This window comes from Solemya pervernicosa gill symbiont (assembly GCF_002020875.1).
GTDB lineage: Bacteria > Pseudomonadota > Gammaproteobacteria.
The window spans coordinates 21,866-46,642 of sequence record NZ_MPRL01000014.1 but is presented as its reverse complement, the minus strand read 5'-3'; the positions used below and the strand labels follow the sequence as shown (position 1 = coordinate 46,642).

General features: G+C 56.2%; 24 protein-coding genes and 1 tRNA gene. 7 read left to right on the top strand and 18 right to left on the bottom strand.

Annotation, left to right across the window (positions count from 1 at the left end):
* Positions 1–8: 8 nt before the first annotated feature.
* From trmD to BOW52_RS05080, 5 genes are all read right to left on the bottom strand, one after another.
* Positions 9–758, bottom strand: a complete 750-nt coding sequence (trmD, locus tag BOW52_RS05100; protein ID WP_078483011.1) for a tRNA (guanosine(37)-N1)-methyltransferase TrmD — start codon at positions 756–758, stop codon at positions 9–11.
* A gap of 3 nt (positions 759–761) precedes the next feature.
* Positions 762–1,274 carry a ribosome maturation factor RimM gene (gene rimM, locus BOW52_RS05095; RefSeq protein WP_078483010.1) on the bottom strand — a complete coding sequence of 171 codons (513 nt, stop codon included), beginning with the start codon at positions 1,272–1,274 and terminating at the stop codon, positions 762–764.
* 23 nt (positions 1,275–1,297) lie between these two features.
* Positions 1,298–1,549: a 30S ribosomal protein S16 gene (gene rpsP / locus BOW52_RS05090; RefSeq protein ID WP_078483009.1), complete on the bottom strand. Its 252-nt coding sequence runs from the start codon at positions 1,547–1,549 to the stop codon at positions 1,298–1,300.
* 131 nt (positions 1,550–1,680) lie between these two features.
* Entirely contained in the window at positions 1,681–3,039 is a 1,359-nt protein-coding gene (gene ffh / locus BOW52_RS05085) for a signal recognition particle protein (protein ID WP_078483008.1), read from the bottom strand.
* Between the two features lie 59 nt (positions 3,040–3,098).
* Positions 3,099–3,866: an MBL fold metallo-hydrolase gene (locus BOW52_RS05080; protein WP_078483007.1), complete on the bottom strand. Its 768-nt coding sequence runs from the start codon at positions 3,864–3,866 to the stop codon at positions 3,099–3,101.
* A 227-nt stretch (positions 3,867–4,093) separates the two neighbouring features.
* Here BOW52_RS05080 and BOW52_RS05075 point away from each other — a divergent pair, with 227 nt between their 5' ends.
* The 4 genes from BOW52_RS05075 (at position 4,094) to BOW52_RS05060 (ending at position 7,362) form a co-directional block, all read left to right on the top strand.
* Positions 4,094–4,906, top strand: coding sequence for a cytochrome C assembly family protein (locus tag BOW52_RS05075; RefSeq protein ID WP_078483006.1), 813 nt, complete (start codon positions 4,094–4,096; stop codon positions 4,904–4,906).
* Positions 4,907–4,943: 37 nt separating this feature from the next.
* The gene (locus tag BOW52_RS05070; RefSeq protein WP_078483005.1) at positions 4,944–6,224 is read left to right on the top strand and encodes an HlyC/CorC family transporter; all 1,281 of its coding nucleotides are present in this window, start codon (positions 4,944–4,946) and stop codon (positions 6,222–6,224) included.
* 66 nt (positions 6,225–6,290) lie between these two features.
* Positions 6,291–6,965, top strand: a complete 675-nt coding sequence (locus BOW52_RS05065) for an FHA domain-containing protein (protein ID WP_078483004.1) — start codon at positions 6,291–6,293, stop codon at positions 6,963–6,965.
* Between the two features lie 25 nt (positions 6,966–6,990).
* Positions 6,991–7,362 carry a PilZ domain-containing protein gene (locus BOW52_RS05060; RefSeq protein ID WP_078483003.1) on the top strand — a complete coding sequence of 124 codons (372 nt, stop codon included), beginning with the start codon at positions 6,991–6,993 and terminating at the stop codon, positions 7,360–7,362.
* A 15-nt stretch (positions 7,363–7,377) separates the two neighbouring features.
* On the opposite strand, the gene radA is transcribed toward BOW52_RS05060, so the two are convergent.
* From radA to rnr, 10 genes are all read right to left on the bottom strand, one after another.
* Complete coding sequence (gene radA / locus BOW52_RS05055; RefSeq protein WP_078483002.1) at positions 7,378–8,751, bottom strand: DNA repair protein RadA; 1,374 nt, start codon at positions 8,749–8,751, stop codon at positions 7,378–7,380.
* Positions 8,752–9,840: an alanine racemase gene (alr, locus tag BOW52_RS05050; RefSeq protein ID WP_078483001.1), complete on the bottom strand. Its 1,089-nt coding sequence runs from the start codon at positions 9,838–9,840 to the stop codon at positions 8,752–8,754. It abuts the gene before it with no gap.
* Complete coding sequence (dnaB, locus tag BOW52_RS05045) at positions 9,840–11,237, bottom strand: replicative DNA helicase (RefSeq protein ID WP_135622047.1); 1,398 nt, start codon at positions 11,235–11,237, stop codon at positions 9,840–9,842. Before dnaB ends, alr begins: the two co-directional genes overlap by 1 nt.
* A 166-nt stretch (positions 11,238–11,403) precedes the next feature.
* The gene (rplI, locus tag BOW52_RS05040; RefSeq protein ID WP_078482999.1) at positions 11,404–11,853 is read right to left on the bottom strand and encodes a 50S ribosomal protein L9; all 450 of its coding nucleotides are present in this window, start codon (positions 11,851–11,853) and stop codon (positions 11,404–11,406) included.
* Between the two features lie 96 nt (positions 11,854–11,949).
* Positions 11,950–12,180, bottom strand: coding sequence for a 30S ribosomal protein S18 (gene rpsR / locus BOW52_RS05035; protein WP_078482998.1), 231 nt, complete (start codon positions 12,178–12,180; stop codon positions 11,950–11,952).
* A gap of 25 nt (positions 12,181–12,205) precedes the next feature.
* Positions 12,206–12,595 (bottom strand): primosomal replication protein N, encoded by a 390-nt coding sequence (gene priB / locus BOW52_RS05030; RefSeq protein ID WP_269087630.1) that lies wholly within the window; start codon positions 12,593–12,595, stop codon positions 12,206–12,208.
* Entirely contained in the window at positions 12,513–12,920 is a 408-nt protein-coding gene (rpsF, locus tag BOW52_RS05025) for a 30S ribosomal protein S6 (protein ID WP_078482996.1), read from the bottom strand. Before rpsF ends, priB begins: the two co-directional genes overlap by 83 nt.
* A 138-nt stretch (positions 12,921–13,058) precedes the next feature.
* Entirely contained in the window at positions 13,059–13,808 is a 750-nt protein-coding gene (rlmB, locus tag BOW52_RS05020; RefSeq protein WP_078482995.1) for a 23S rRNA (guanosine(2251)-2'-O)-methyltransferase RlmB, read from the bottom strand.
* Complete coding sequence (locus BOW52_RS05015) at positions 13,801–14,511, bottom strand: OmpA family protein (protein WP_078482994.1); 711 nt, start codon at positions 14,509–14,511, stop codon at positions 13,801–13,803. The genes rlmB and BOW52_RS05015 overlap by 8 nt, the downstream gene beginning before the upstream one ends.
* The gene (rnr, locus tag BOW52_RS05010; RefSeq protein ID WP_078482993.1) at positions 14,508–16,922 is read right to left on the bottom strand and encodes a ribonuclease R; all 2,415 of its coding nucleotides are present in this window, start codon (positions 16,920–16,922) and stop codon (positions 14,508–14,510) included. Before rnr ends, BOW52_RS05015 begins: the two co-directional genes overlap by 4 nt.
* 148 nt (positions 16,923–17,070) lie before the next feature.
* On the opposite strand from rnr, the gene BOW52_RS05005 reads away from it, so the two are divergent.
* The 3 genes from BOW52_RS05005 (at position 17,071) to BOW52_RS04995 (ending at position 18,978) form a co-directional block, all read left to right on the top strand.
* Positions 17,071–17,157, top strand: a tRNA-Leu gene (locus tag BOW52_RS05005).
* Between the two features lie 91 nt (positions 17,158–17,248).
* Complete coding sequence (locus tag BOW52_RS05000; RefSeq protein WP_135622045.1) at positions 17,249–17,518, top strand: MCP four helix bundle domain-containing protein; 270 nt, start codon at positions 17,249–17,251, stop codon at positions 17,516–17,518.
* Positions 17,494–18,978, top strand: a complete 1,485-nt coding sequence (locus tag BOW52_RS04995; RefSeq protein ID WP_078482992.1) for a methyl-accepting chemotaxis protein — start codon at positions 17,494–17,496, stop codon at positions 18,976–18,978. The genes BOW52_RS05000 and BOW52_RS04995 overlap by 25 nt, the downstream gene beginning before the upstream one ends.
* 61 nt (positions 18,979–19,039) lie before the next feature.
* On the opposite strand, the gene lpdA is transcribed toward BOW52_RS04995, so the two are convergent.
* The 3 genes from lpdA to BOW52_RS04980 are packed head-to-tail and all read right to left on the bottom strand — an operon-like array spanning position 19,040 to position 24,585.
* Positions 19,040–20,485 (bottom strand): dihydrolipoyl dehydrogenase, encoded by a 1,446-nt coding sequence (lpdA, locus tag BOW52_RS04990; protein WP_078482991.1) that lies wholly within the window; start codon positions 20,483–20,485, stop codon positions 19,040–19,042.
* A gap of 1 nt (position 20,486) precedes the next feature.
* A complete protein-coding gene (gene odhB / locus BOW52_RS04985) occupies positions 20,487–21,695 on the bottom strand; it encodes a 2-oxoglutarate dehydrogenase complex dihydrolipoyllysine-residue succinyltransferase (protein WP_078482990.1) in 1,209 nt (402 codons plus the stop codon).
* Between the two features lie 10 nt (positions 21,696–21,705).
* Positions 21,706–24,585, bottom strand: coding sequence for a 2-oxoglutarate dehydrogenase E1 component (locus BOW52_RS04980; RefSeq protein ID WP_320416283.1), 2,880 nt, complete (start codon positions 24,583–24,585; stop codon positions 21,706–21,708).
* Positions 24,586–24,777: the final 192 nt, after the last annotated feature.

Genomic DNA, 24,777 nt, shown 5'->3' with positions numbered 1-24,777 from the left:
TAATTCTGTCAGCCCGACACCTTGCCGTGCTCGCTCATGAATTCATCCAACAACTGCCGACGCTCCTTGTCCAAAGCAACGTCCTGCAGTAAATCCGGTCGACGTAACCAAGTACGTCCCAGTGACTGTTTGAGCCGCCAGCGACGTATCGCCGCATGATCTCCGCTCATCAGTACTGCCGGTACATCCATTCCCGCCATCTGCTCGGGTCGCGTGTAGTGTGGACAGTCCAGCAGTCCATCCATAAAGGAGTCCTGCTGTGCCGACTCTGCATCGCCCAGAGCACCCGGCAACATCCGGGTCAGTGCATCTATCATGACCATGGCAGCGAACTCTCCACCACTCAACACATAGTCACCGATCGACCACTCCTCGTCGATCTCGGTCTCAACGACTCGCTCGTCGATCCCTTCGTATCGCCCCGCCACCAAGATCAGCCTGGGGCGCTGCAGAAGTTCCAAAACACCGTTCTGATCGAGCTGCCGTCCCTGCGGACTCATCAAAATGGTGTGCGGCTGTTCGCCGTTGGAGCCTCGTGCCGCTCCGATCGCATCGTGCAGCGGCTCATATTTCATCACCATGCCGGGGCCGCCACCATAGGGGCGATCATCCACGGTGCGGTGCCGATCAGTAGTGTAGTCTCGAGGATTCCAGGTCTGCAGATCAAGTAGACCACGGTCGATCGCCCGACCCGTCACACCAAAACTACAACCACCAACCACCATCTCCGGGAAGAGCGTTACAACATCGATTCGCACCGGCTAAAACTCCGGATCCCAATCGACAACCATCTCACCCGTTTCGAGATCAATCACCTCGATCACATCGCCCTGTATAAAGGGGACCAATCGTTCACGATCACCCTTCAGGACCAAAACATCGTTGGAGCCCGTCTCAAGCAGGTGGTCTACCACCCCCAGATCGACTCCCTCGCTGTTCTTAACTTTCAGACCGACCAAGTCGGCCCAGTAATACTCATCGGGTTGAAGCGCTTTAAACTGCTCGCGGCGAATCGCAATCTCAGCACCCATCAACAGCTGGGCAGCATCCCGATCTTCGACGCCTTCAAGGCGGGCTACTACCCCCTTGCCGTGCCGCTTCCCCTCGGCCACCTTCACCTCTTTCAGCTCCCCATTAAGACGTAGAAGCCAGGGTTTATAGGTGACAATATTCTCGCGAGGTTGGGTATGAGAGTAGATCTTGACCCAACCCTTTACGCCAAACAGGCCGTTAATACGGCCCACATCGACATACTCGCTGCTACGCCGCGTCATCTAACCACGCGCCGCAGTCACTATCAGGCTTGCGCTGCTTCGTGCTGCTTGATCAGCTTGGAGACACGCTCGCTGGTCTGTGCACCCTGTGCAACCCAGTGGTCGACACGATCACGGTCGAGACGAAGCTTCTCCTCTCCACCCTTGGCTACCGGGTTGAAGAAACCAATACGCTCGATATAGCGACCGTCGCGACGGTTGCGGCTATCGGTTACCACAATGTGGTAGAAGGGGCGCTTCTTGGCACCGCCACGCGACATACGAATAGTGACCATTACTCAAAAATCCTCATCATTTACCGGCAAATCACACCCAAAAAAGTGTAGCCGTGCGGAAGTAAGCCGGCAATAGTACGCTTTTTTCGCCCAAAGGTGAACTCTTTTTCCAAGACATTAAGTAGGACGTGCTAGAACGGCATACCCGGGGGCATGCGTCCCTTCAAACCACGCATCATCTTCGCCATACCGCCACCCTTCATCTTCTTCATCATCTTCTGCATCTGCATAAACTGCTTCAGAAGACGATTTACGTCCTGAATCTGGGTACCTGAACCGTTAGCAATACGCTTTTTACGCGAGCCCTTGATTACATTAGGAAAGCTACGCTCCTTCGGGGTCATTGAATTGATAATCGCGATCAGACGGCCAATCTCTTTATCGTTAACCTGACTCTTGACCGCCTGCGGCAGCTCAGCCACACCCGGTAGCTTATCCATCAGACCAGCAACACCACCCATATTATTCATCTGTAGCATCTGCTCACGGAAATCATCCAGGTCGAAGCCCTTACCCTTCTTGAGCTTCTTCGCCAGTTTCTCCGCTTTATCCTTGTCGATATTCCGCTCGGCCTCTTCGACCAGCGTGAGCACATCGCCCATACCGAGAATTCGAGAGGCAACACGATCGGGATGAAAGAGTTCAAGCGCGCCACTCTTCTCACCAACGCCAAGGAATTTGATCGGCTTCCCGGTGATCTGGCGAATCGACAGTGCCGCACCACCGCGCGCATCACCATCGGTCTTGGTCAGCACCACACCGGTCAGCGGCAGTGCGTCGTCAAACGCCTTGGCGGTGTTGGCCGCATCCTGACCGGTCATACTATCGACCACAAACAGGGTCTCGATCGGGTTGATCGCTGCATGCAGACGCTGAATCTCGCCCATCATCTGCTCATCAATATGGAGTCGACCTGCGGTATCAATAATGACCACATCGAGATGCTGCTTACGCGCACGGTCGATTGCACCCTGAGCAATATCGACTGGATCCTGCGAAATCTCCGAGGGGAAGAACTCAGCACCTACTTCACCAGCGAGGGTCTGCAACTGATCGATCGCCGCCGGGCGGTAGATATCGCAACTGGCGACCATTACCGATTTTTTCTGTGTCTCTTTGAGCCAGCGAGAGAGCTTGGCTACGGTGGTGGTCTTACCTGAACCCTGCAGACCCGCCATCAATATCACCGCCGGTGGCGTGGTCGCCAGGTTGAGGCCGTCATTGGCCTCACCCATAACACCAACCAGCTCATCATTGACGACCTTAACCAGCGCCTGGCCGGGGGTGAGGCTCTGCATCACCTCCTGGCCAACCGCACGCTCGCGCACTCGATCTACAAACGCCTTCACTACCGGCAGCGCAACATCGGCCTCCAGCAGCGCCATGCGCACTTCGCGCAGTGTCTCTTTGACGTTATCTTCGGTAAGACGCCCCTGACCGCGCAGACCCTTCAGCGTCCGCGACAGGCGTTCGGTAAGATTCTCAAACATAGCTATTCCGTATCACATCAATACAGGCCGGAGAGAGACCCCGACCGAGAAAGGGGGGATTATAACTCGAATACGTCGCCATTTGAGAGCCGCAGTAGGCGACGATGTTCATCGACCTGTGACTCGAGCTGAGAGAGGATCTTCACCTCTCCCCCCGGCTTGAGATGGGAAATATAGATACTGGGGTTGTGTTTGAGCTTCTTCAGGTCCTCCGCCAACAGTGAAGGACAGTAGTGCTTGGCCAGCTTGGAGAGGTCGAGCAGCTCATCGGGGAAGGCGGTCTCAACGATCAGGATATCGAGCCGCTCCTTCTTATTGAGCGCCTCCCAGAGCGTATCGTTGGTGGTGGTGTCGCCACTAAAGGCAATCGCACCGGCATCACTCTCCACGCAGTAGGCCACTCCGGGCACCACATGATTGACCTCAATCATCTCGAGTTTCCGACCACCAACATCAACCGTCTCGCCCGGTTTCATAACCTCAAAGCGCATCACCGGCTTTTTCTCATGCGGCAACATTGAGAAGTCGGGCCAGATCGCCCAGTTGAAAATAAAATCTTTTAGCGCCTGTATCGTCTCCTCAAGACCGTGGATAACGATCGGCTCCTGAATTTTGGTAAAAATGCTATCGATCAGTAGCGGCAGCCCACCGATGTGGTCAAGGTGTGAATGGGTAAGAAAGATGTGACGCAGCGCTGACATCTCTTCGAGACTCAGTTCACCTACACCGGTGCCAGAATCGATGAGGATATCGTTATCGACCTGAAAGCAGGTCGTTCTGCGTTCCTGGCCTATGCCTCCACTGCAACCCAGTACCCGTAACTGCATATTTATTAACCGTTATAGTTATGATCGCAACAGATCGTGACACAAAACAGGAGCATTTTCCACGCACCTCAACAATCGCGGCAAATTTAGCCAAATCATAGCGCAGAGCATGCCAACCAACGATATAAACATCCCATCAACCAACCCCTCTCGGCCTAGATTGTTAAATTTCGCACCACACATTTCAGGTGATGCCATTGAGCTGAAGCTGCGGTAAAGTATGCGCCATGCTCAACACACTATTAATAGCTGGAATTACCGTTCTACTCTACCTTGCAACCGCAGGGTTATTTGGCATGCGCCTGCTCCAACCCTCTGGTCCGAGCGCTGGCATGACAAAGCGCCCCCTGCTGCTCGCCGGTTTTATCGCAGCACTACTCCACGCCTTGATACTCAATGAGTTGATCCTGACCGATAACGGCATCAACCTTAACTTCACCAACATCTCAACCTTCATTGGCTGGCTGATCGCACTGCTACTGCTGCTCGCCTCGATTCGTCGCCCCGTAGAAAACCTGGGCATTGCACTACTGCCGCTTGCCGCGATCACCCTACTAGCCGCCCTGCTTATACCGAGCCCCGACAGCCTGCTGACGATCAACTCCTGGCAGATGCAACTACACGTACTGATCTCTGTTCTTGCCTACAGCCTGCTGACCATCGCGGCCGTGCAGGCACTGCTGCTCGCCGTGCAGGACCACCATCTACGTCATCGCCACCCCGGCGGACTGATTCGATCACTACCTCCGTTACAAACCATGGAGGGACTACTGTTCCAGATGATCGGACTCGGCTTTACCCTGCTGACCCTCGCCCTGCTGAGCGGCGCACTCTTTATCGAAGATATGTTTGCCCAGCACCTGGTGCACAAGACTGCGCTCTCAATCCTCGCCTGGATCGTCTTTGCCACCCTACTATGGGGACGTCGCAAATTTGGATGGCGAGGTCGGGTTGCGATTCGCTGGACTCTGACCGGCTTCATCACCTTGATGCTCGCCTACTTCGGTAGCAAGATCGTTCTCGAACTGATCATGGGTTAGCACCCACCCTCCTCCATACACGAGAAAATAGCGCCTCTTGAACGACATCCCTACCAGTGTTCTCTTTGGAGCCCTGATATTCCTGATCATCCTCTCAGGCTTCTTCTCCGGCTCTGAAACCGGCCTGATGACCCTCAACCGTTACCGTCTGCGCCATCTGGCCAAAGACAAACACCCGGGTGCAATGCGTGCCAGCCGTTTGCTGGAACGACCCGACCGTCTCATTGGCCTGATTCTGCTTGGCAACAACTTCGTCAACATCCTCGCCTCGTCACTATCAACCGTGATCGCACTGCGCCTCTGGGGTGAAGCGGGCATCGCAATCGCTGCGGGTCTACTGACACTGGTTATCCTGATCTTCGCTGAGGTCACCCCCAAGACGATCGCCGCCCTCTACCCAGAGCGAGTCGCCTTCCCTGCTGCCCTGATCTACATACCACTGCTAAAAATTCTCTATCCATTAGTCTGGGTCGTTAACCTGCTGGTCAATGGTCTACTAAAACTATTCGGTGTCTCAGCCGACAAGACCGCCGACTTCTCGCTCAGCAAAGAGGAGCTGCGCACGGTAGTGAGCGAGGCGGGGGCGATGATTCCAGCCCGACGTCAGAAGATGCTGATCCGCATCCTCGATCTTGAAGATGTCACCGTTGAGGACATCATGGTGCCTCGCAGCGAGATTACCGGTATCGACCTGGAGGATGAGTGGGACACCATCCTCAGTCAGGTAACCAATAGCCCCTACACGCGCCTACCTGTCTATCAGGACAATATCGATAATGTGGTCGGCATGCTGCATCTGCGTCGCACCCTACACCTGATCAACAAGGGACGTTTTGACCGTGAGGAGCTGACCAAGCTAATTACCGACGCCTACTTCACCCCCGAGAGCACCTCACTGAATCGGCAACTGCTCAATTTCCAGCACAATAGACAGCGCACCGGGCTGGTGGTCGATGAGTATGGTGACATCCAGGGGCTGGTAACACTGGAGGACCTGCTTGAAGAGATCGTCGGCGAGTTCACCACCGACCCTTCTGACAACCGTGAGATTCATCCACAGAGCGACGGCAGCTATCTGATTAACGGTTCGGCCTCGATTCGCGAACTCAATCGCACCATGCAGTGGCAACTACCCAGCGAAGGCCCCAAGACACTCAACGGTCTGATTCTCGAGCACCTGGAATCGATTCCCCAGACAGGCACCAGCCTGCTGGTTAACGGCTATCCGATCGAGATTGTACAGAGCGCTGACAATGTGGTGAAAACGGCCCGCATCACCAGTCGGATCATCGAAGAAGATGGTAGCGACGGTAGCTAAAACTCAGCTATAGCCTCAGCCATTCAATAAGATATACTCAGCTAAAAAAGAGACGTGGAATCATAAGTGGCAACACTCACCCTGAGCTTCAAGGGAACAGACCTCAAGGTTTTCAGCTTCGCCGATGGCGAGGTTGTGGTTGGTCGTGATCCTGAGTGCGATGTCTTTATCGACAGCCTCGCGATTGAGCCACGCCATGCACGCATATCAATCGGATCCGACAGCACCTCAATCTTCGATGAGAGCGGTAGAGAGTCCGTCTTTATTAACGGCAACCCCGTTAATGATCGCCTTCTGATCGAAGGCGACGAGATCTATATTGGCAAGCACACCCTCCGCTACTCTGCAGAGACCCTTCCCGAAGAGGAGGAGAATGAAAATGAAGAGAGTGCAGAGGAAGAGAGCACCACGGCTCCAGTCATCGACGAACCAGAACCTACCCCGCCAGCACCCGTTGCAGAACCTGAATCTGCACCATTGGGCTGGTTACAGATCATGTCGGGCAAACAGTTTGGCAAGAGCATGGCGCTAAAACAGGGTATCACCCGCGTTGGCATTCCCGGCAAACAGACCGCTGCGATCGCCCACCGTAACGGCGGCTACTACCTCTCCATGTTAGAGGGCGACACCGCGCCGATGGTGAACGGAATATCGATTGGCGAGAGCAGCCACGAGCTCAAGGATGGCGAGACCATTACGATTGGCGAAACCAAGCTACAGTTCTACCTAGAGAAGCAGTAGTCGACTGCCACACAGGAGCAGAGAGATGTCCGACCAAGCGTCAAACGACCAACGCCAGTTTAGCCGCATCCCATTCAAGGCCGAGGTAACACTGAAGGGCGCATCGGGTGAGGGTCGTAGTGAGCTACTCGATATCTCACTCAAAGGTGCACTGATCGCCTGCCCATCAGGTTGGCAGACGAAGCTCGGCGAACAGTTTTCACTCGAACTTCAGCTCGATGGTGACAGCACCACCATCTGCATGGATACAACCGTGGCTCATCTCTCAGAGAAGATCATCGGCCTGCACTGTGAGCATATCGACGTTGAGAGCATCACCCACCTGCGCCGTCTGATCGAACTAAATCTTGGCAACCCCGATCTGCTTGACCGTGAGCTGGCGGCACTATCCGCCTAAGCCTGCAAACGCTGACTAGAGCTGTTCGAAGACCTCAGCCAGACGTGTAACCGCCGTCACCTTCATCTCCCCACCACGACCACGTTTGGGTGCATTTGCCTTCGGCACAATAGCGTTTTTGAAGCCGTGTTTCTCCGCCTCGCGCAGCCGCTCTTCACCACCTTGAACTGGGCGAATTTCACCCGCCAACCCGACCTCACCAAACACCACAAGATCGTTGGGTAACGGTCGGCTTCGCAACGATGAGACTACCGCCAGCAACACCGCCAGATCGACAGCTGTCTCTGCGACCCGTACACCACCAACGACGTTGACATAGACATCCTGGTCATACGCCGCGATGCCGGCGTGACGGTGAAGCGTCGCCAGCAGCATCGCCAGTCGGTTCTGGTCGAGCCCCTGCGTCAGGCGGCGTGGCGCTGACATATGACTCTCATCGACCAGCGCCTGCACCTCGACCAGCATCGGCCGACTCCCCTCCAGCGTTACCATAATGACACTGCCAGGGACCGGCTCTTCATGGCGCGAGAGGAAGATCGCAGAAGGGTTGCTCACCTCGCGTAGACCACGATCGGTCATGGCAAAAACACCCAACTCGTTGACCTCACCAAAGCGGTTTTTCACAGCACGAATGACACGATAGCGTGAACTACTATCACCCTCGAAGTAGAGCACTGCATCGACCATATGCTCCAGCACGCGCGGCCCGGCCAGCTGCCCCTCTTTGGTCACATGCCCAACCAGAAACAGTACCGTGCCGCTCTGCTTGGCAAAGCGCACCAGCTGCGCGGCGCTCTCTCGTACCTGCGCCACCGAGCCAGGGGCCGACTGCAGCTCGTCACTGAAGATGGTCTGAATCGAGTCGACCACCAACACCTGCGGCCGCTCCTTGGCAACGTGGGCGAGAATACCTTCGACACGTGTTTCTGCCAGCAGCCGTACGCCCTCAGTAGAAAGAGACAGACGATGGGCGCGCAGACTGATCTGCTCGGGCGACTCCTCACCACTGACGTAGAGAGTAGAGAGTCTTTCACCCAGAGATGACATCGCCTGCAGCAGCAGGGTCGACTTACCGATACCGGGATCACCACCGATCAAGGTAACCGAGCCCGTGACCAGACCTCCACCCAGCACTCGATCGAGCTCTGCCATACCGGTCGGACTGCGTGGCGCCTCTCCGGGTACCACCGCTGAGAGCGGCTGTATCTGCGCCTCACTCGTCACACCGGCATAACCCGAAAAGCGACTGCTCTTTGATGAGCCACTCTTAGCCACCGCGACAGATTCAACCAGCGTATTCCAGCTACCGCAATCACCACACTGCCCCGCCCATTTGGGGGACTGCGCACCACACTCGCTGCAGCTGTAGAGATTCTTAACCTTGGCCACCTAACTCTCCTCGTCAACCACAGTGACAGGGACACGCGTCGTCACACCACAGAGCAGTTCATAGGAGATGGTTGAGGCCGCCTCAGCCACTTCATCAACCGAGATTTGTGCACCCCATAGCTCAACCGGATCACCGGGCTGAGTGTTGGGTGCACGACTTAGATCGATGGTAATCATATCCATAGAAACACGCCCGATTAGCGGATGACGCCGACCGTTGACCACCACAGGCGTCCCGGACGGCGCATGGCGCGGATATCCGTCACCGTAACCGATCGCCGCGACACCAACTACCATATCCTCCGGGCAGACCCAGCTTGCGCCGTAACCGACCTCATCACCCATTTTCAGCGCTGTCACAGCAATGATTCGTGTCGTGAGAATCATCACCGGCTTGAGACCCGAGGCGGATGCACTACCAGCGATAAAGGGAGAGGATCCGTAGAGCATAATACCGGGGCGCACCCAGTCGGCCTGTGCCGCTGGCCAGCCAAGCGTTCCTGCGGAGTTGGCGATGGATCGTTCGCCTTCGATACCTTGCAGCGCATCTGCAAAGCGTTCCAGCTGGGTAAAGGTACGTGAGTCTGCCAGATCATCTGCACAGGCAAGATGGGTCATCCAGCGTAGCGGCTTGGAGACAGCTCCACTCGCCATTGCACGCTCACCGGCAGCAGTAGCTGATTCGGGTGAAAAACCGAGACGGTGCATGCCAGTATCGATCTTGATCCAGATCGTTACCGGACCAGACAGCTCACACTGCTCCAGTAGCTGTAGCTGGAATTCAGCATGCAGGGCCAACTGAAGGTCGAGTTCTGCTGCACGCGACAGATCCTCTTGATCAAAACACCCTTCAAGCACCACGATAGGCCGGCTAATACCTCCATCTCGCAACACCACCGCCTCATCAACACTGGCAACCGCCAGCGCATCCGCCGCTTCAAGTGCCTGAGCAACACGTAACAGGCCATGGCCGTAACCATTCGCCTTGACCACTGCCATCACGCGACTCTGTGGTGCGGCACGACGAGCTGTTTGCAGGTTTGATCGTAGCGCTCGCAGATCGATAACCGCCTTCGCCCCCCGACTCATCAATACTCCTCGTTGCTATAAAACTCGGGGGTAAAGTTCTCAAAACGTGTATAGCGCCCGAGGAAGGTGAGGCGTGTCGTACCAATAGGGCCGTTACGCTGCTTGCCGATAATAATCTCGGCGGTCCCCTTGTCTGGACTCTCCTCGTTATAGACCTCATCGCGATAGATAAAGACGATCACGTCGGCGTCCTGCTCGATCGCACCCGACTCACGCAGATCCGACATAACGGGGCGTTTATTAGGACGCTGCTCCAGCGAACGGTTGAGCTGTGAGAGTGCAACCACCGGAACGTTAAGTTCCTTGGCCAGTGCCTTCAGACTTCGGGAGATTTCTGAGATCTCTGCAGTACGATTCTCTTTGCTGTTACCACTACCCTGCATCAGCTGCAGATAGTCGATCACGATCATACCGAGACCGTGCTCACGTTTGAGTCGACGCGCACGGGCACGCAATTCGGTCGGACTGAGTGCCGGGGTGTCATCGATAAAGAGTGGCGCTTCGGCGAGGATCTGCATCGCTGATGTGAGCCGCGGCCAATCATCATCATCGAGCTTACCGGTACGCACACTGTGCTGATCGATGCGTCCCAGCGAGGAGACCATACGCATCGCCAGCTGCTCACCCGGCATCTCCATACTAAACACCGCCACCGGAGTCTGGCTCTTGATCGCAGCGTTCTCGGCCAGATTCATGGCGAAGGTGGTCTTACCCATCGAGGGACGACCGGCGACGATTACCAGATCGGAGGGCTGCAGACCCGATGTCTTCTCATCGAAGTCATCAAAACCGGTCGAGACGCCCGTAATCGGATCGTCGTTCTCCATCAGCTGATCGATACGATCAACCACGTTGGTCAGCAGATCCTTGATACTGGTAAAGCCGCGATTACCACGCGCACCCTGCTCAGCGATCTGGAATACGCGCTGCTCAGCATGATCAAGCAGCTCCTTGCTGTTGCGTCCCTCGGTCACGTAGCCGCTATCAGCAATATCGGTACCGACCCGTATCAGCTGGCGAACTACCGAATGCTCACGCACGATATCGGCATAGGCCTTGATATTGGCGGCACTCGGCGTGTTATTGGCCAGGGTACCGATATAGGAGAGCCCACCCGCTTCGGCCAGATCACTATTGCGCTCCAGCCACTCGGAGAGGGTAACCACATCAAAGGGATTACCCTCTTGAGCGAGCTGTTTGATAGCGGCAAAGATCTTGCGATGGTCGCGACGGTAGAAATCATCATCACCCACCCGATCGGCCACCTGATCCCAGGACTCGTTATCGAGCATCAGACCACCCAGCACCGACTGCTCGGCCTGAATCGAATGGGGTGGAACCTTCAACGCCTCGACATCGGCATCGAAGCCACTCATGGGTAGGGGTATCTCTTCCATGGACTCTCTCGTACTAATTGTAATTATGTCGCGGTCCGACATCGGAAAGGATCGATATTACACCATCAACGGTCCATTTATGAGCCGTAAACGCAACGCGGCGGACAGATAACTCTGCCCGCCGCGCGGCTAAGTAGGGTCGGCGATCGTAACCGCCAAACTGACCTTACTCTTCTGCTACAACAACCACCTTAACGCTGGTCTCAACATCGGCATGCAGATGCAGCACCACGTCGAACTCACCGGCATTGCGGATAGGTCCCGTCGGGAGGCGAACCTCGCTCTTGGCAACCTCAACACCCGCTGCAACGATTGCATTGGCGATGTCGATATTACCAACTGAACCAAACAGCTTACCCTCGGCACCCGCCTTGGCGTTGATGGTAACGGTCATCTCAGCCAGCGCGTCACGACGTGCTTCAGCTGCACCCAGAGCATCGGCCTGTGCCAGCTCGAGCTCGGCACGACGCGCCTCAAACTCAGCAACGTTAGACTCGGTTGCAGCAACGGCGCGCTTGCTGGGGATGAGGTAGTTACGGCCAAAACCAGGCTTAACATTGACCTTGTCGCCAAGGTTGCCCAGGTTTGCCACTTTCTGCAGTAAAATTACTTCCATCTTCTGATACCACTCTTATGGTCGAATTCTGTTTCACCGGCCGCTAGGGCCGCTCCAACCAGCCTCTCAATGAGAGTGCCGGTAACCACTCAAAACTTAGTGATTGTGTGCGTCGCTGTAAGGCAGCAGTGCCAGATAGCGTGCGCGCTTAATCGCGGTTGAGAGCTGACGCTGGTAACGCGCCTTGGTACCGGTGATCCGGCTTGGAACGATCTTGCCGGTCTCGGTGACGTAGTTCTTCAGTGTAGCGATGTCTTTGTAGTCGATCTGTTTGACATTCTCAGCCGTAAAACGGCAGTACTTCTTGCGACGAAAAAAGCGAGACATGGTTATTCCCCTATATTCCTAATTCTTAATCCAGTGGTTCGATACGCTCGGCATGCAATACCAGCCGTATCTCCTCGTTTCTATGACCTGCCCGGCCGAGACACCCCTCGATCTGCAGCTGCTGTCCGGTAGTGATGTTTCGAAGCTGTCGATCCAGATCCTCGCCACTTGCTGTGACCATGATCCGAAAAGTCATCTCTCGCTCCATCCCAGAGAGCATCTGCCTGGAGTTGTGCTCAAAAAGGAAACGGTTAATTGGAATCCCGGCTGGCGATTGGCGCCGCTCGGGTCTCTTTGCAACCATGCCTCTCAGCACCAGGCGGTTATCGATATCAGTCGTTGCTGCTCTCCGCAGGCTTCTCGGCAGCTGCTTCAGGCTTACTTTCTGCAGCAGCAGGAGCACGCGGCGCCTCATCACGCTCATTGGCCTTGGCCAGGATTGAAGGCTCGGTGAGCGCCTCATCACAGCTAATGACCATATTGCGCAGCACAGCATCGTTGAAACGGAAGGCGTTGCCGAGCTCATCAAGGCTATCGCTATCGCACTCAATGTTCATTAGTACGTAGTGGGCCTTAACCGCTTTCTGGATAGGATAGGCCAGCTGACGACGCCCCCAATCCTCGAGACGATGGACGTTGCCGCCCTTAGACTCGACGATACCGCGGTAGCGTTCGATCATGCTGGGAACCTGCTCACTCTGGTCGGGATGGACCAGAAAAACTACTTCATAGTGCTTCATTGTTTCCCCTTTCGGATTAAACAGCCCTCCACCCAATTGGCGAAGAGCAAGGAGTAAGGCAGACACATAGGGTGTCTACCCGACGGTAAAGAGCGGGAATTCTACTTTAATGGATTGGCTAGTGCAATTTAGCCGAAATCAGGCGATCGCATCGCGCTGGCGGCGCGCCTCGAAGAGCAATACTCCGGTGGCCACCGAGACGTTGAGACTCTCTACGCTGCCCTGCATCGGAATCGCCACCAACAGATCACACACCTCACGGGTAATACGCCGCAGCCCCTTCTCTTCAGCCCCCATCACCACGGCCAGCGGCCCTTTCAGATCTGTGGAGTAGAGCTGGTGCTTGGTCTCACCCGCAGCACCGATCAGCCAGACACCGCGATCCTGCAGTGCACGCAGGGTGCGGGCAAGATTGGTCACCTGCACAAAGGGCACACTCTCGGCAGCGCCACAGGCGACCTTGCGCGCTACCGGGGTGAGGCCCACAGCACGATCTTTGGGGGCGATAACGGCGTGAATACCCGCCGCATCGGCACTGCGTAGGCAAGCACCCAGATTGTGGGGGTCAGTAACCCCATCGAGGATCAATAAAAAAGGGGGGGCTTCAAGTCCATCAAGCAGCTGGTTAAGCGCACTCTCATCAAGAGTGGTTACGCGCTGCTTACAACGCGCCACGACTCCCTGATGACGTAGACCGCGCGCCATGCCATCGAGGGTTTTGCGAGGAACCTCCTGCACCGAGATACCGTTTTGCTCGGCATCCGAGAGCAGTGACTGCAGCTTGCCATCGTGGCGCTGACGATCGACCCAGAGTTCAAGTACACCGAGTGGATCGTGACGCAGGGCAGCTGTAACGGCGTGGATTCCGCCGACGATCTCCTCAGCCATTCCAGGAGGCGGGACGGCTCGCCGCTGGCGGCTCGTAGGCGCGATCTTCCTGACCCTCTACAACTGGCTTGACCACGATCTCGACACGACGGTTGAGCTGACGACCCGCTGCAGTGGCGTTATCGGCACGCGGCTCACGCTCACCGCGACCCTCGGTACGCAGACGATCCCAGTTCACCCCCTGACGAGCGAGGTAGTCAGCGACACGATCGGCGCGCTGACGAGAAAGACTCATATTATAGGCATCAGATCCGACACTATCGGTATGACCGACCACGTGCACAACGGTGCGATCATATTTGCGAATCACATCGGCCACCTTGTTGAGCGTATCTTCAAAGGCAGGTTTGAGATTGGCACGCCCGGAGTCAAACGAGATCTCATTGGAGACCCCAATCTTAAGACTATCGTCGCGCATACGCTCTATCTCGAGCTCGTTGCGCTGCTGCTCCTCAGCCAGCTCACGCTCCATATCGCGCTGCTGGTTATCCATGTAGTTACCGATTGCGCCACCTGCCACGGCACCGATAACGGCACCAACTACCCGACCGCGGGTCGAGTGCTGCACCTGATGACCCAGTACGGCACCGGCAATGGCACCGATCGCAGCTCCACTCTTGGCGCGTCGATTTGGATCATCGGCGGCACAACCAGCCAACGTGAGTGCGCAGGCCACTGCAGTAATACGCATTACTCTTTTCATGAATCGCTCCTCTTCTTTCGATTAGAACGTCTACGTCTTGAGCGTTTTTTCTTCGGCGCTGGCTTTTCAGAGTCATCCTTCGCAGCTGGCTTCTCACCGCCCTGCTTCTTCTCACCCTCGCTTCTACCCTTACCACCGGAACGACGCTTGCGACGGCGCTTCTTCTTCGGTGCCTCTCGCTCGACGGTCTCACCATCAAGTTCGAAGTCTATCTTGCGCTCATCAAGATCAACCCGGACGATCTTCACCCGTACGCTATCGCCAAGACGATAGTCCTGACCGGTACGCTCGCCACGCAGGCGGTGCCCCGAGGCATCAAAGTGATAGTAGTCGTTCTTCAACGAGGTCACATGGACCAGACCCTCAACATAGATGTCGTTAAGCTCGACAAAGATACCGAATGAGGTGACGCTGGTGATGATGCCCTCATAGGCCTCACCTACCTTATCCAACATGTACTCACACTTGAGCCAATCGACCGCATCGCGGGTCGCCTCATCGGCACGGCGCTCGGTCTGCGAACAGTGCTCGCCAAAGCTCTCCATATCGGGAGTGCTGTAGATGAACTCACGCCCACTGCCCGCTTTGACCAATCTTTTCAGGGTTCGTTTCACCACCCCGGTGGTCTTCTCTTTATGGATGACGTGGCTGATCGCACGATGCACCAGTAGATCAGGATAACGACGAATCGGTGAGGTGAAGTGCAGATAGTATTCGTGTGCCAGACCGAAGTGACCGATATTGGTCGGGTTGTATTTCGCCTGCGAGAGCGAACGCAGCATCACGGCCTGGATCAGGTGCGCATCGGGACGATCCTGCACCTGCTTGAGTAGTTTGGCATAGGCCTTCGCCTCAGGTTTTTTCTTGCCCTTGAACGAGAGACCCAGCTCACCGAGGAACTCGTGCAGATCGTTGAGCTTTGCCTCCTTGGGGGTATCGTGGATACGGTAGAGGGTCGGCATCTTGTGACGAGCGAGGAACTTGGCCGTTGCCACGTTCGCAGCGATCATGCACTCCTCAATGATCTTATGCGCATCATTGCGAATAACCGGCACAATACGATCGATCTTACGATCCTCGCGGAAGGTGATGCGTGTCTCGGTGGTCTCAAAATCGATTGCACCACGGCGCTTGCGCTGCTTCGCCATCACCTTATAGAGCTTGTAGAGTTCATCGAGGTGCGGCAGCAGATCGCGGTGCTGATCGCGCGTCTTGCTATCCTTGTCGACCACCATCGCCGCCATCTCACTGTAGGTGAGGCGCGCATGGGAGCGCATTACACCCTCGATGAATCGTGAACGGAGCAGCTTGCCCTCGTCGGTGATGTACATTTCACAGACCATACAGAGACGATCAACCTTGGGGTTGATCGAGCAGAGACCATTGGAGAGGATCTCTGGCAGCATTGGAATCACTCGCTCCGGGAAGTAGACCGAGTTACCGCGCGCGTAGGCCTCACGATCGAGCGCACTACCCGGTTTCACGTAGTGTGAGACATCGGCGATCGCCACCAGCAGACGCCATCCCTTCGGTTTGCGCTCACAGAAGACCGCATCATCGAAGTCACGTGAGTCGGCACCATCGATCGTTACCAGCGGGATATCACGTAGATCCTCACGTCCCTCCTTGGCCGACTCCGGCACCTCCTCGGAGAGTTCGTTGATCTCGAGCAGCACCTCGTCGGGCCACTCCAGTGGAAGATCGTGGCTGCGAATCGCCACATCGATCTCCATGCCCGGCGCCATGTGATCGCCCATTACCTCAAGCACACGTCCAATCGGCTGACTGCGCTTGCTTGGCTGCTGCACGATATCTACCAGTACAAACTGACCATGCTCGGCTCCGCCCTGACTCTCGGGTGGAATCAGTATATCGAGGGTAAGTCGCTTGTTATCGGGTGTGACCACGCCGACACCCGTCTCATCGTAGAAGCGTCCCACCACCTGCTGGGTAGAGCGCTCCAGGATCTCCACGATCGCCCCCTCGGGACGACCACGGCGATCGACGCCGGTGATATGAGCCATGGCACGGTCGCCATGCATCAGCTGGCGCATCTGGCGTGGCGAGAGGAACAGATCATCCCCCCCCTCATCGGGCACCAGGAATCCAAAGCCGTCGGGATGGCCAATGACACGACCGCGCACCAGATCCATCTTGCTCGCCAATCCGTAACCGCCGCGACGGTTGAAGATCAGCTGACCATCACGCTCCATGGCACGCAGACGGCGGCGTAGCGCCTCCTCCCGATCCTCATCATCGATACCGAGTGCATCGGCAATCTGATCACGACTCAGCAGCTTATCCCGCTCCTCCAACAGATCCATGATGAACTCACGGCTTGGGATGGGATTATCATATTTCTCTGCTTCGCGAGAGAGGTTGGGGTCTTTCTTTGGTCGACGTTTTGCCATGCTTTAAACTGGTTCCTGTGGCGCTAAGCCATGATTAAGTGGCGCTATTCTAACCCCTCGGCACGATTTATGCCCCCTCTACCTCGTTGACAAGGAAAAAAGCTCCTTGTACAGTTCGCGCTCCTGAAGTGGTGCGCCGCTTCAGTATGCCGAGATGGTGAAATTGGTAGACACGCTAGCTTCAGGTGCTAGTGGGGGAAACCCCGTGGAGGTTCGAGTCCTCTTCTCGGCACCAAAATAATAAAAACCCGCACGCAGATCACTCTGCGTGCGGGTTTTTTTTATGGCTGCAACACCTATCATCCATTCAACTATTTAGAGCCTACATGAACAACCTACTGACCAACCTGCGCGTCTTTCATAAGCTTCTTTTCGTTATCGTCATCTCAGCCATCGGCATGATCGTGGTCGGTGCAATCTCAATGCAGGAGCTACGAAGCAGCCTCTATGAGGACAGAAAGCTAAAAACACGCCATTTCGTCGTTCGCTCGCGCTCTCAACTACGAATATGCAGACGGCGTCGACTATCGCGGACTAACCGCCTTCGCTTCGCTATCCATGGCGGTCAGCGGTGGTTGAAACCGTCTATGAGCTAATCGCTCACTACGGCAAACAGGAGCAGAGCGGTGCCTTAACCCGCGAACAGGCACAGAACCAGGCGATCAACGCCGTAAAGGGGCTGCGCTACGACGCGAATGAGTACTTCTGGATCAACGACATGCAGCCGACCATGGTCATGCACCCCATCAAACCCGAGCTGGATGGCAAACCACTCTCCCAGGTTGAGGATCCGACAGGTAAGCGACTCTTTGTCGAGTTTGTCGATGTTGTCAAAACCAGTAGTGCCGGCTTTGTCAGTTACTACTGGTCCAAACCGGGAAGCGACGCGCCTGTACCCAAGGTCTCCTATGTGAAGGGCTATACACCGTGGGAGTGGATTGTCGGATCCGGAATCTACATCGACGATGTCGAGGAGATCTTCTATCAGCAGGCCTTCAAACTCTGGATCCTGGGCGGCATTATCCTGCTCATTCAGGTCGGACTCTCACTGATTGTTTCCAAAGCGCTGGTCAATCCGATCAACCGTCTAAAGTCGGTGATGACCAATGTCCAGCGTAGTGGCGACCTGCGTGAACGCGCCAACATCGTCAACAAAAACGAGATCGGCGAGATGGCCGACGCCTTCAACAAACTGCTGGAGAGCTTCCAGGCTTCGATCGCAGATGTCCGGCAGGCAGCGGATCAGACCGCCGACTCCGCCAGCCAGCTCAGCGTGATTACCGCCCAGACTAGCTCCGGGGTTGAGAACACCAGAATCCAGACTGAGCAGGTTGCCACGGCGATGACCGAAATGTCGGCCACCGTACATGAGGTCGCCTCCAACGCCAGCATGGCCTCTCAGGCCGCACAAACGGCCGACGAGGAGACCAGCACTGGCAAGCAGGTGGTTGAATCGGCTATTAATGCTATCAATCTGCTTGCCGAAGAGGTTGAACGCGGGGCAGCGACCATGCAGAAACTCGAGAGTGATGCAGAGAACATAAACACCGTTGTAGATGTGATCCGCGGCATTGCAGAACAGACCAACCTGCTGGCACTCAATGCCGCGATTGAGGCGGCCCGCGCCGGTGAGCAGGGGCGTGGCTTTGCGGTGGTTGCCGACGAGGTACGATCACTCGCACAACGAACCCAGGACTCAACCGAAGAGATTCTCGGTATTGTTGAAACACTGCAGAAAGGTACACGCGATGCCGTCCACGTTATGGACAGCGGCAGAGCTCAGGCCAACTCAAGTGTTGAGCAGGCTGCGATGGCAGGTCAGTCTCTGGAGGGCATTGCAACAGCAGTTACCCACATCAACGATATGAACCTGCAAATCGCCAGCGCCGCTGAGGAGCAGAGTGCCGTTGCCGAAGAGATAAATCAGAACGTAACAATTATTACCAATGTTGCTCAGGAGACTGCCGAGGGTGCTGCAAGTACGGCTGCCGCCAGCGAGCAGCTTAAAGGGCTCGCTGCTGAGCTAGAGCACCGGATATCAAAATACAGCGTGTAGTGACTGCCCCTGCTCAGGGTTAGCATGCCGCCCCTGAGCAGTCTCCTTAACGCCGCATCGCTTAGCGCTTTCCCGGTCGTGCCTTGTGAATCGCATTCCCAAGAACATCGAGCGCTGCCTCGTGTAGCGACTCTGAAAGCGTAGGGTGAGCAAAAACGGTGAGTGCTAAATCCTCGCTGCTACCGCGATAGGCCATGGTGTTTACAGCCTGACCAATCAGCTCCGAGACATGGGGACCGAGCATATGCACGCCGAGCACACGATCGCTCTTGGCATCGGCAACGACCTTCACCATGCCACTGCTATCGCCACCGGCACGTGCCCGACCGTTAGCGGCAAAGGGGAAGCTGCCGACCTTGTATTTAATATCCGCCGCTTTCAGCTCCGCCTCAGTCTGACCGCACCAGGCAATCTCCGGTTCGGTATAGACCACTGAAGGGATCGTGCCGTAGTCGACCTCGGCGTGGTGACCGGCGATCAGCTCCGCCACCATCACTCCCTCTTCTGATCCCTTGTGGGCGAGCATCGGACCGCGCACCGCATCACCAATGGCATAGATACCATCCACTGCGGTACGGCACTGTCCATCGACCTCGATCGCACCGCGCTTATCGAGCACCACACCACAGTCCTTACTCAGCAGCCCCTTGGTAGTAGGACTGCGTCCCACAGCAACAATCACCTGATCGAAGGTTTCGCTCTCACTCCCCTGCTTCGTCTCGAGCTGCAGCTCAATGCCACCACGTTTCGCCTTGCTACCAACCACGGCACAACCGAAACGGAAATTGAGGCCCTGCTGCTGGTAGAGCTTCTGCGCCTGTCGTGCCATCGGTTTGTCGATCATCGGCAGCAGTCCATCGCAGATATCGATCAGTACCACCTCAGCTCCCAGTCTACGCCAGACACTGCCCAGCTCGAGACCGATAACCCCGGCACCGATCACCGCCAACCGCTTCGGCACCTTGCTCAGTGATAACGCGCCCGTTGAATCGACCACCCGTTTACCATCAAACGGAACCTGCTTGTGTTCGTTTGGCTGCGATCCGGGAGCGAGGATGATCTGCTGCGCGGAGAGGGTTTTCGAACGCCCCTTCTCCAGCGGTACAACCTTCACCTGCTTGTCAGCCAGTAGCTGTGCGCGCCCGGCAATCGAGGTCACCCCGTTGGCCTTAAACAGCGCGGCAATTCCACCGGTCAGCTCCTTTACCACCTGCTGCTTGCGCCCCATCATCTGCTTCAGATCGAGTGTTACACCACTCGTTTTAATACCGTGCTCAGTCAAATGGTGAACGCTCTGCTCATAGAGCGCCGAGGAGCTCAGCAGCGCCTTGGAAGGAATGCAGCCGACATTAAGGCAGGTACCACCGAGTGAACGCTCACCCTGCTCATCGACACCTGCATCGATACAGGCGCTCTTCAGCCCAAGCTGTGCACATCGAATCGCAGCTACATAACCGGCCGGTCCGCCGCCGATAACAATGACGTCATAACTTTCAGTATCAGCCATCTCAAACCTCCAGCAGCAGGCGGGTCGGATCTTCGAGCATCTCTTTAATCGTCACCAGGAACTGCACCGCTTCACGTCCATCGACAATGCGGTGATCGTAGGAGAGGGCCAGATACATCATCGGTCGAATCACAATCTCGTCATTCACCACTACCGCCCGCTTCTCGATCTTGTGCATGCCGAGGATGGCGCTCTGTGGCGGGTTGAGAATCGGTGTTGAGAGCAGCGAACCGAAAACACCGCCGTTGGTAATACTGAAGGTACCGCCAGTGATCTCATCAATAGAGAGCGAACCGGCCTGGGCACGCTGGCCAAAGTCGGTAATGTTCTGTTCGATCTGCGCCATGTTGAGCGTGTCGGCATCGCGTAGGATCGGTACGACCAGCCCGCGCGGCGAACCAACCGCAATACCGATATCGACAAAGCCGTGGTAGACCATGTCGTTACCATCGATCGAGGCGTTCACCTCGGGGAAACGACGCAGCGCCTCCACTGCCGCCTTCACAAAGAAGGACATGAATCCGAGACGTACACCGTGGCGCTTTTCGAACTGATCGCGATAACGTGAACGCAGTGCCATCACCTGCGACATATCGATCTCATTAAAGGTGGTCAGAATCGCGGCACTGCTCTGCGCCTCAAGTAGTCGCTCTGCAATGCGCGCACGTAGGCGTGTCATTGGCACCCGCTTTTCACTGCGATCACCCACCAACGGCTCTGCAGTAACAGCCTGTTGTGATGGTGGTTTAGTTACAGGCTGAGCATCACGACTCTCCAGATAGGCAAGTACGTCCTCTTTAAGTACCCGACCATCCTTACCACTACCACTGATCTGTGCAACATCAAGCCCCTGTTCAGCAATCATCTTTTTCGCCGATGGCGTGAGCAGCGGTTCTTCTGCGGATTCGTCCTCCACCGTCTCGACTGTTGCGCTTGCCGCCGCAGCCACGGGCGCCTTGGCCGCATCGGCCTGTGCAGCCCCGAGCCTGGCAATCAGCTGTCCCGAGAGCACCACCGCCCCCTGCTCTACCAGCAGCGACTCGACTACCCCCGCCTCAAGGCTCGCCACCTCAAACACCACCTTGTCGGTCTCGATGTCAGCAAGCACCTCATCGCGCCGCACACTATCACCGACCTGCTTGTGCCAGGTCACCAACGTACCGTCGGTGACTGACTCGGGAAAATCGGGAGCCTTGATCTCGATACTCATAACTGATCCTTTATTTCATCGACTGACCGAGTGCCTCGTTGACGAGATCCTCGAGCTGTTTTTTATGGAGCCATGCATAACCCACGGCAGGAGCGGCGAGCGAACGACGTCCGACATACTCCAGATAGTTGTCGTGACCAATCACATTTCGCACGTGGTGCTGACTGGCGTACCAGGCGCCCTGATTCTTAGGCTCCTCCTGACACCAGACAAAGCGTTTAGCCTTTTTATAACGCGCCAGCTCAGCACTCGCCTCCGCCTCAGGGAAGGGATAGAGCTGCTCAAAACGGATGATGGCAACGTCGTTGCGTTTACGCTCCTGCCGCGCTGCGCGCAGATCGTAGTAGACCTTGCCACTACAGAGGATGACCTGGCGCACCTTCGCTGGTGATGGATTATCACCATCGGGCAGCACCATCTTGAAGCTGCCACTGGTCAACTTCTCGATCGGACTGGAGGCCTCCGGGTGGCGCAGCAGACTCTTGGGGCTCATCACGATCAGTGGCTTGCGTGCTTTCATCAGCATCTGTCGGCGCAGCAGATGGAAGATCTGCGCTGCTGAACTCGGTACCACCACCTGCATATTGCGCTGTGCACAGAGCTGCAGAAAACGTTCAAGACGCGCCGAAGAGTGCTCCGGCCCCTGCCCCTCCAGACCGTGCGGCAGCAGTAGAACCAGACCACAGAGGCGGTTCCACTTCTGCTCACCCGCACTGATGAACTGATCAATCACCACCTGGGCATTGTTGGCAAAGTCACCAAACTGCGCCTCCCAGATGGTCAGGGTCTGCGGCTCGGTGGTGGCGTAGCCATACTCGAAGGCGAGCACCGCCTCCTCAGAGAGTAGTGAGTTGATAACCAGAAAGTTGGCTTGCTCGTCGGAGATATTACGTAGCGGAACGTAGAGACGGTTTTCACGCTGATCGTGCAACACCGCATGGCGATGAAAGAAGGTACCGCGGCCACAATCCTGTCCCGAGAGACGAACCGGCGTCCCTTCATCGACCAGCGTGGCGTAGGCCATCGTCTCGGCAAAGCCCCAGTCGACCGCCAGCTCACCCTGCGCCATCTTCTGGCGATTATGCAGAATCTTGCCGACACCGGGATGAATTTCGAAGTCATCCGGTAGCTGCTGCATCCGTTCATTGAGCCGTTGGATTCGTTCAAGTGGTACGGCGGTTGTCTCGGGCTCTGCATCCTCAAGCAGGCCGTAGTGGCTCCAGTCGTGGTGGAAGGGGTACTTCGCCTCACCATTGTCGAGCACCGTATCGACCACGCTGTGACCCGCCGCCAGCGCCTCGCGATACTTCTCGATCTCGCGATCAACCCAGTCACCATCAATCAACGCCTCTTCGATCAGGCGGCGCGCATAGATATCGCGGGTGGTCGGCATCTGCCGAATGCGTTGATACATCAGCGGCTGGGTCGCCATCGGCTCATCCGCCTCACTGTGTCCGTGACGGCGATAACAGACCAGATCGATCACCACATCCTTGTGGAATCTCATCCGGTACTCGACCGCTAGCTGAGTGATAAAGATAACGGCTTCCGGGTCGTCGCCATTCACATGGAAAATCGGTGCGCCAACCATCTTCGCCACATCGGTGCAGTAGAGGGTGGAACGGGCATCCTCCTGGCTGCTGGTGGTAAACCCGATCTGATTGTTGATCACGATGTGGATGGTGCCCTTGGTGGAGTAGCCGCGTGACTGCGACATATTAAAGGTCTCCATCACCACACCCTGCCCGGAGAAGGCTGCATCACCGTGGATCAGAATCGGCACCACCTGCTTGCCGTTTTTATCATCGCGCCGCTCCTGACGTGCGCGTACCGATCCCTCCACCACCGGCGCTGAGATCTCCAGATGAGAGGGGTTAAAACCGAGCACCACATGCACCTGACCACCTGCGGTATTGATATCGGAGAAGAAACCCATGTGGTACTTCACATCACCGGTGCCGGTACTGTTCTCCTGCTGAGTCCCTTCAAACTCCTCGAAAAGCTGCGCGGGGGTTTTGCCCATCACGTTGATCAACACATTGAGACGACCACGATGGGCCATGCTAATCGCCATCTCCTTCATCCCCTGCTCACCGCCGCACTGAATCACCTCATGCAGCAGCGGAATCAGTGAGTCACCACCTTCCAGAGAGAAGCGCTTCTGTCCCACGTAGCGACGGTGAAGATAGCGCTCCATCCCCTCTGCTGCTATCAGCCGACGCAGCAGACGTCGACGTTTCTCCTCTTCCAGAATCGGTCGGCCACGCTGTCCCTCCAGATAGTTCTGGATCCAGCGTTTCTCAGCAGTGCTGAGGATGTGCATATATTCGGTGCCAATCGAACCGCAGTAGGTCGAACGGGTGATATCGAGAATCTCGCTCAACGTGGCCCGCTCCGGGCCGACCAGTGAACCGGTGTTATAGAGCGTTTCACAATCGGTATCGGAGAGGCCGTGGTGATCGAGTCGCAGCTCAGGAATATCGGGGATTTCGCGCTGACCGAGGGGATCGATAGCGGCGAGCTGGTGGCCACGGAAGCGGTAGGCGTTGATCAGCTGCAGCACATGCACCTGTTTACGACTCTGCTCCGCCTCCTCCTTACTCAGCTCACAGACGGCGTTGGTTTGACGATTGAAGTGGCGGAACTGTTCACGCACACCATGATGGGAGCGGTCGGGACCATCCGATTCACTGATGCGCTGCTCAAAAAAGGCTCGCCACCGCTCATCGAGCTGATCGGGGTCTTTAATGAAATTATCGTAAAGCTGTTCGATATAGGCGGCGTTTCCGCCATCAAACATCGACGACTGCCACCGCTCCTGAATAGATGGCGGCACCTCTATCGCCGAGTCTGCACCTGAAGATTGTTGCCCATTTTTCTTATCTGCCACGCCTCCACCTTTGCCCCTACGGCGGCATCTTAATCACGGATCCAGCCAGTACCCGCGTTAGTAGTGAACCTAGGCTATGGCAAACATTTGCGCAAGCAATTAATCGACCGATAAATAATCGTTAGCCACCCGATCACAGCACTTCGCTACCAAATAGTGTTTACCGCTACCCAGACCTCTTTAGCTCATACC

Bases quoted from the DNA above. Each gene is read 5' to 3' on its own strand.
- rimM (WP_078483010.1), bottom strand. From the start codon at position 1,274: ATGACGCGGCGTAGCAGCGAGTATGTCGATGTGGGCCGTATTAACGGC.
- rpsP (WP_078483009.1), bottom strand. From the start codon at position 1,549: ATGGTCACTATTCGTATGTCGCGTGGCGGTGCCAAGAAGCGCCCCTTC.
- ffh (WP_078483008.1), bottom strand. From the start codon at position 3,039: ATGTTTGAGAATCTTACCGAACGCCTGTCGCGGACGCTGAAGGGTCTG.
- BOW52_RS05080 (WP_078483007.1), bottom strand. From the start codon at position 3,866: ATGCAGTTACGGGTACTGGGTTGCAGTGGAGGCATAGGCCAGGAACGC.
- BOW52_RS05075 (WP_078483006.1), top strand. From the start codon at position 4,094: ATGCTCAACACACTATTAATAGCTGGAATTACCGTTCTACTCTACCTT.
- BOW52_RS05060 (WP_078483003.1), top strand. From the start codon at position 6,991: ATGTCCGACCAAGCGTCAAACGACCAACGCCAGTTTAGCCGCATCCCA.
- alr (WP_078483001.1), bottom strand. From the start codon at position 9,840: ATGAGTCGGGGGGCGAAGGCGGTTATCGATCTGCGAGCGCTACGATCA.
- dnaB (WP_135622047.1), bottom strand. From the start codon at position 11,237: ATGGAAGAGATACCCCTACCCATGAGTGGCTTCGATGCCGATGTCGAG.
- rplI (WP_078482999.1), bottom strand. From the start codon at position 11,853: ATGGAAGTAATTTTACTGCAGAAAGTGGCAAACCTGGGCAACCTTGGC.
- rpsR (WP_078482998.1), bottom strand. From the start codon at position 12,180: ATGTCTCGCTTTTTTCGTCGCAAGAAGTACTGCCGTTTTACGGCTGAG.
- priB (WP_269087630.1), bottom strand. From the start codon at position 12,595: ATGAGGCGCCGCGTGCTCCTGCTGCTGCAGAAAGTAAGCCTGAAGCAG.
- rpsF (WP_078482996.1), bottom strand. From the start codon at position 12,920: ATGAAGCACTATGAAGTAGTTTTTCTGGTCCATCCCGACCAGAGTGAG.
- rlmB (WP_078482995.1), bottom strand. From the start codon at position 13,808: ATGGCTGAGGAGATCGTCGGCGGAATCCACGCCGTTACAGCTGCCCTG.
- BOW52_RS05015 (WP_078482994.1), bottom strand. From the start codon at position 14,511: ATGAAAAGAGTAATGCGTATTACTGCAGTGGCCTGCGCACTCACGTTG.
- rnr (WP_078482993.1), bottom strand. From the start codon at position 16,922: ATGGCAAAACGTCGACCAAAGAAAGACCCCAACCTCTCTCGCGAAGCA.
- BOW52_RS05000 (WP_135622045.1), top strand. From the start codon at position 17,249: ATGAACAACCTACTGACCAACCTGCGCGTCTTTCATAAGCTTCTTTTC.
- lpdA (WP_078482991.1), bottom strand. From the start codon at position 20,485: ATGGCTGATACTGAAAGTTATGACGTCATTGTTATCGGCGGCGGACCG.
- odhB (WP_078482990.1), bottom strand. From the start codon at position 21,695: ATGAGTATCGAGATCAAGGCTCCCGATTTTCCCGAGTCAGTCACCGAC.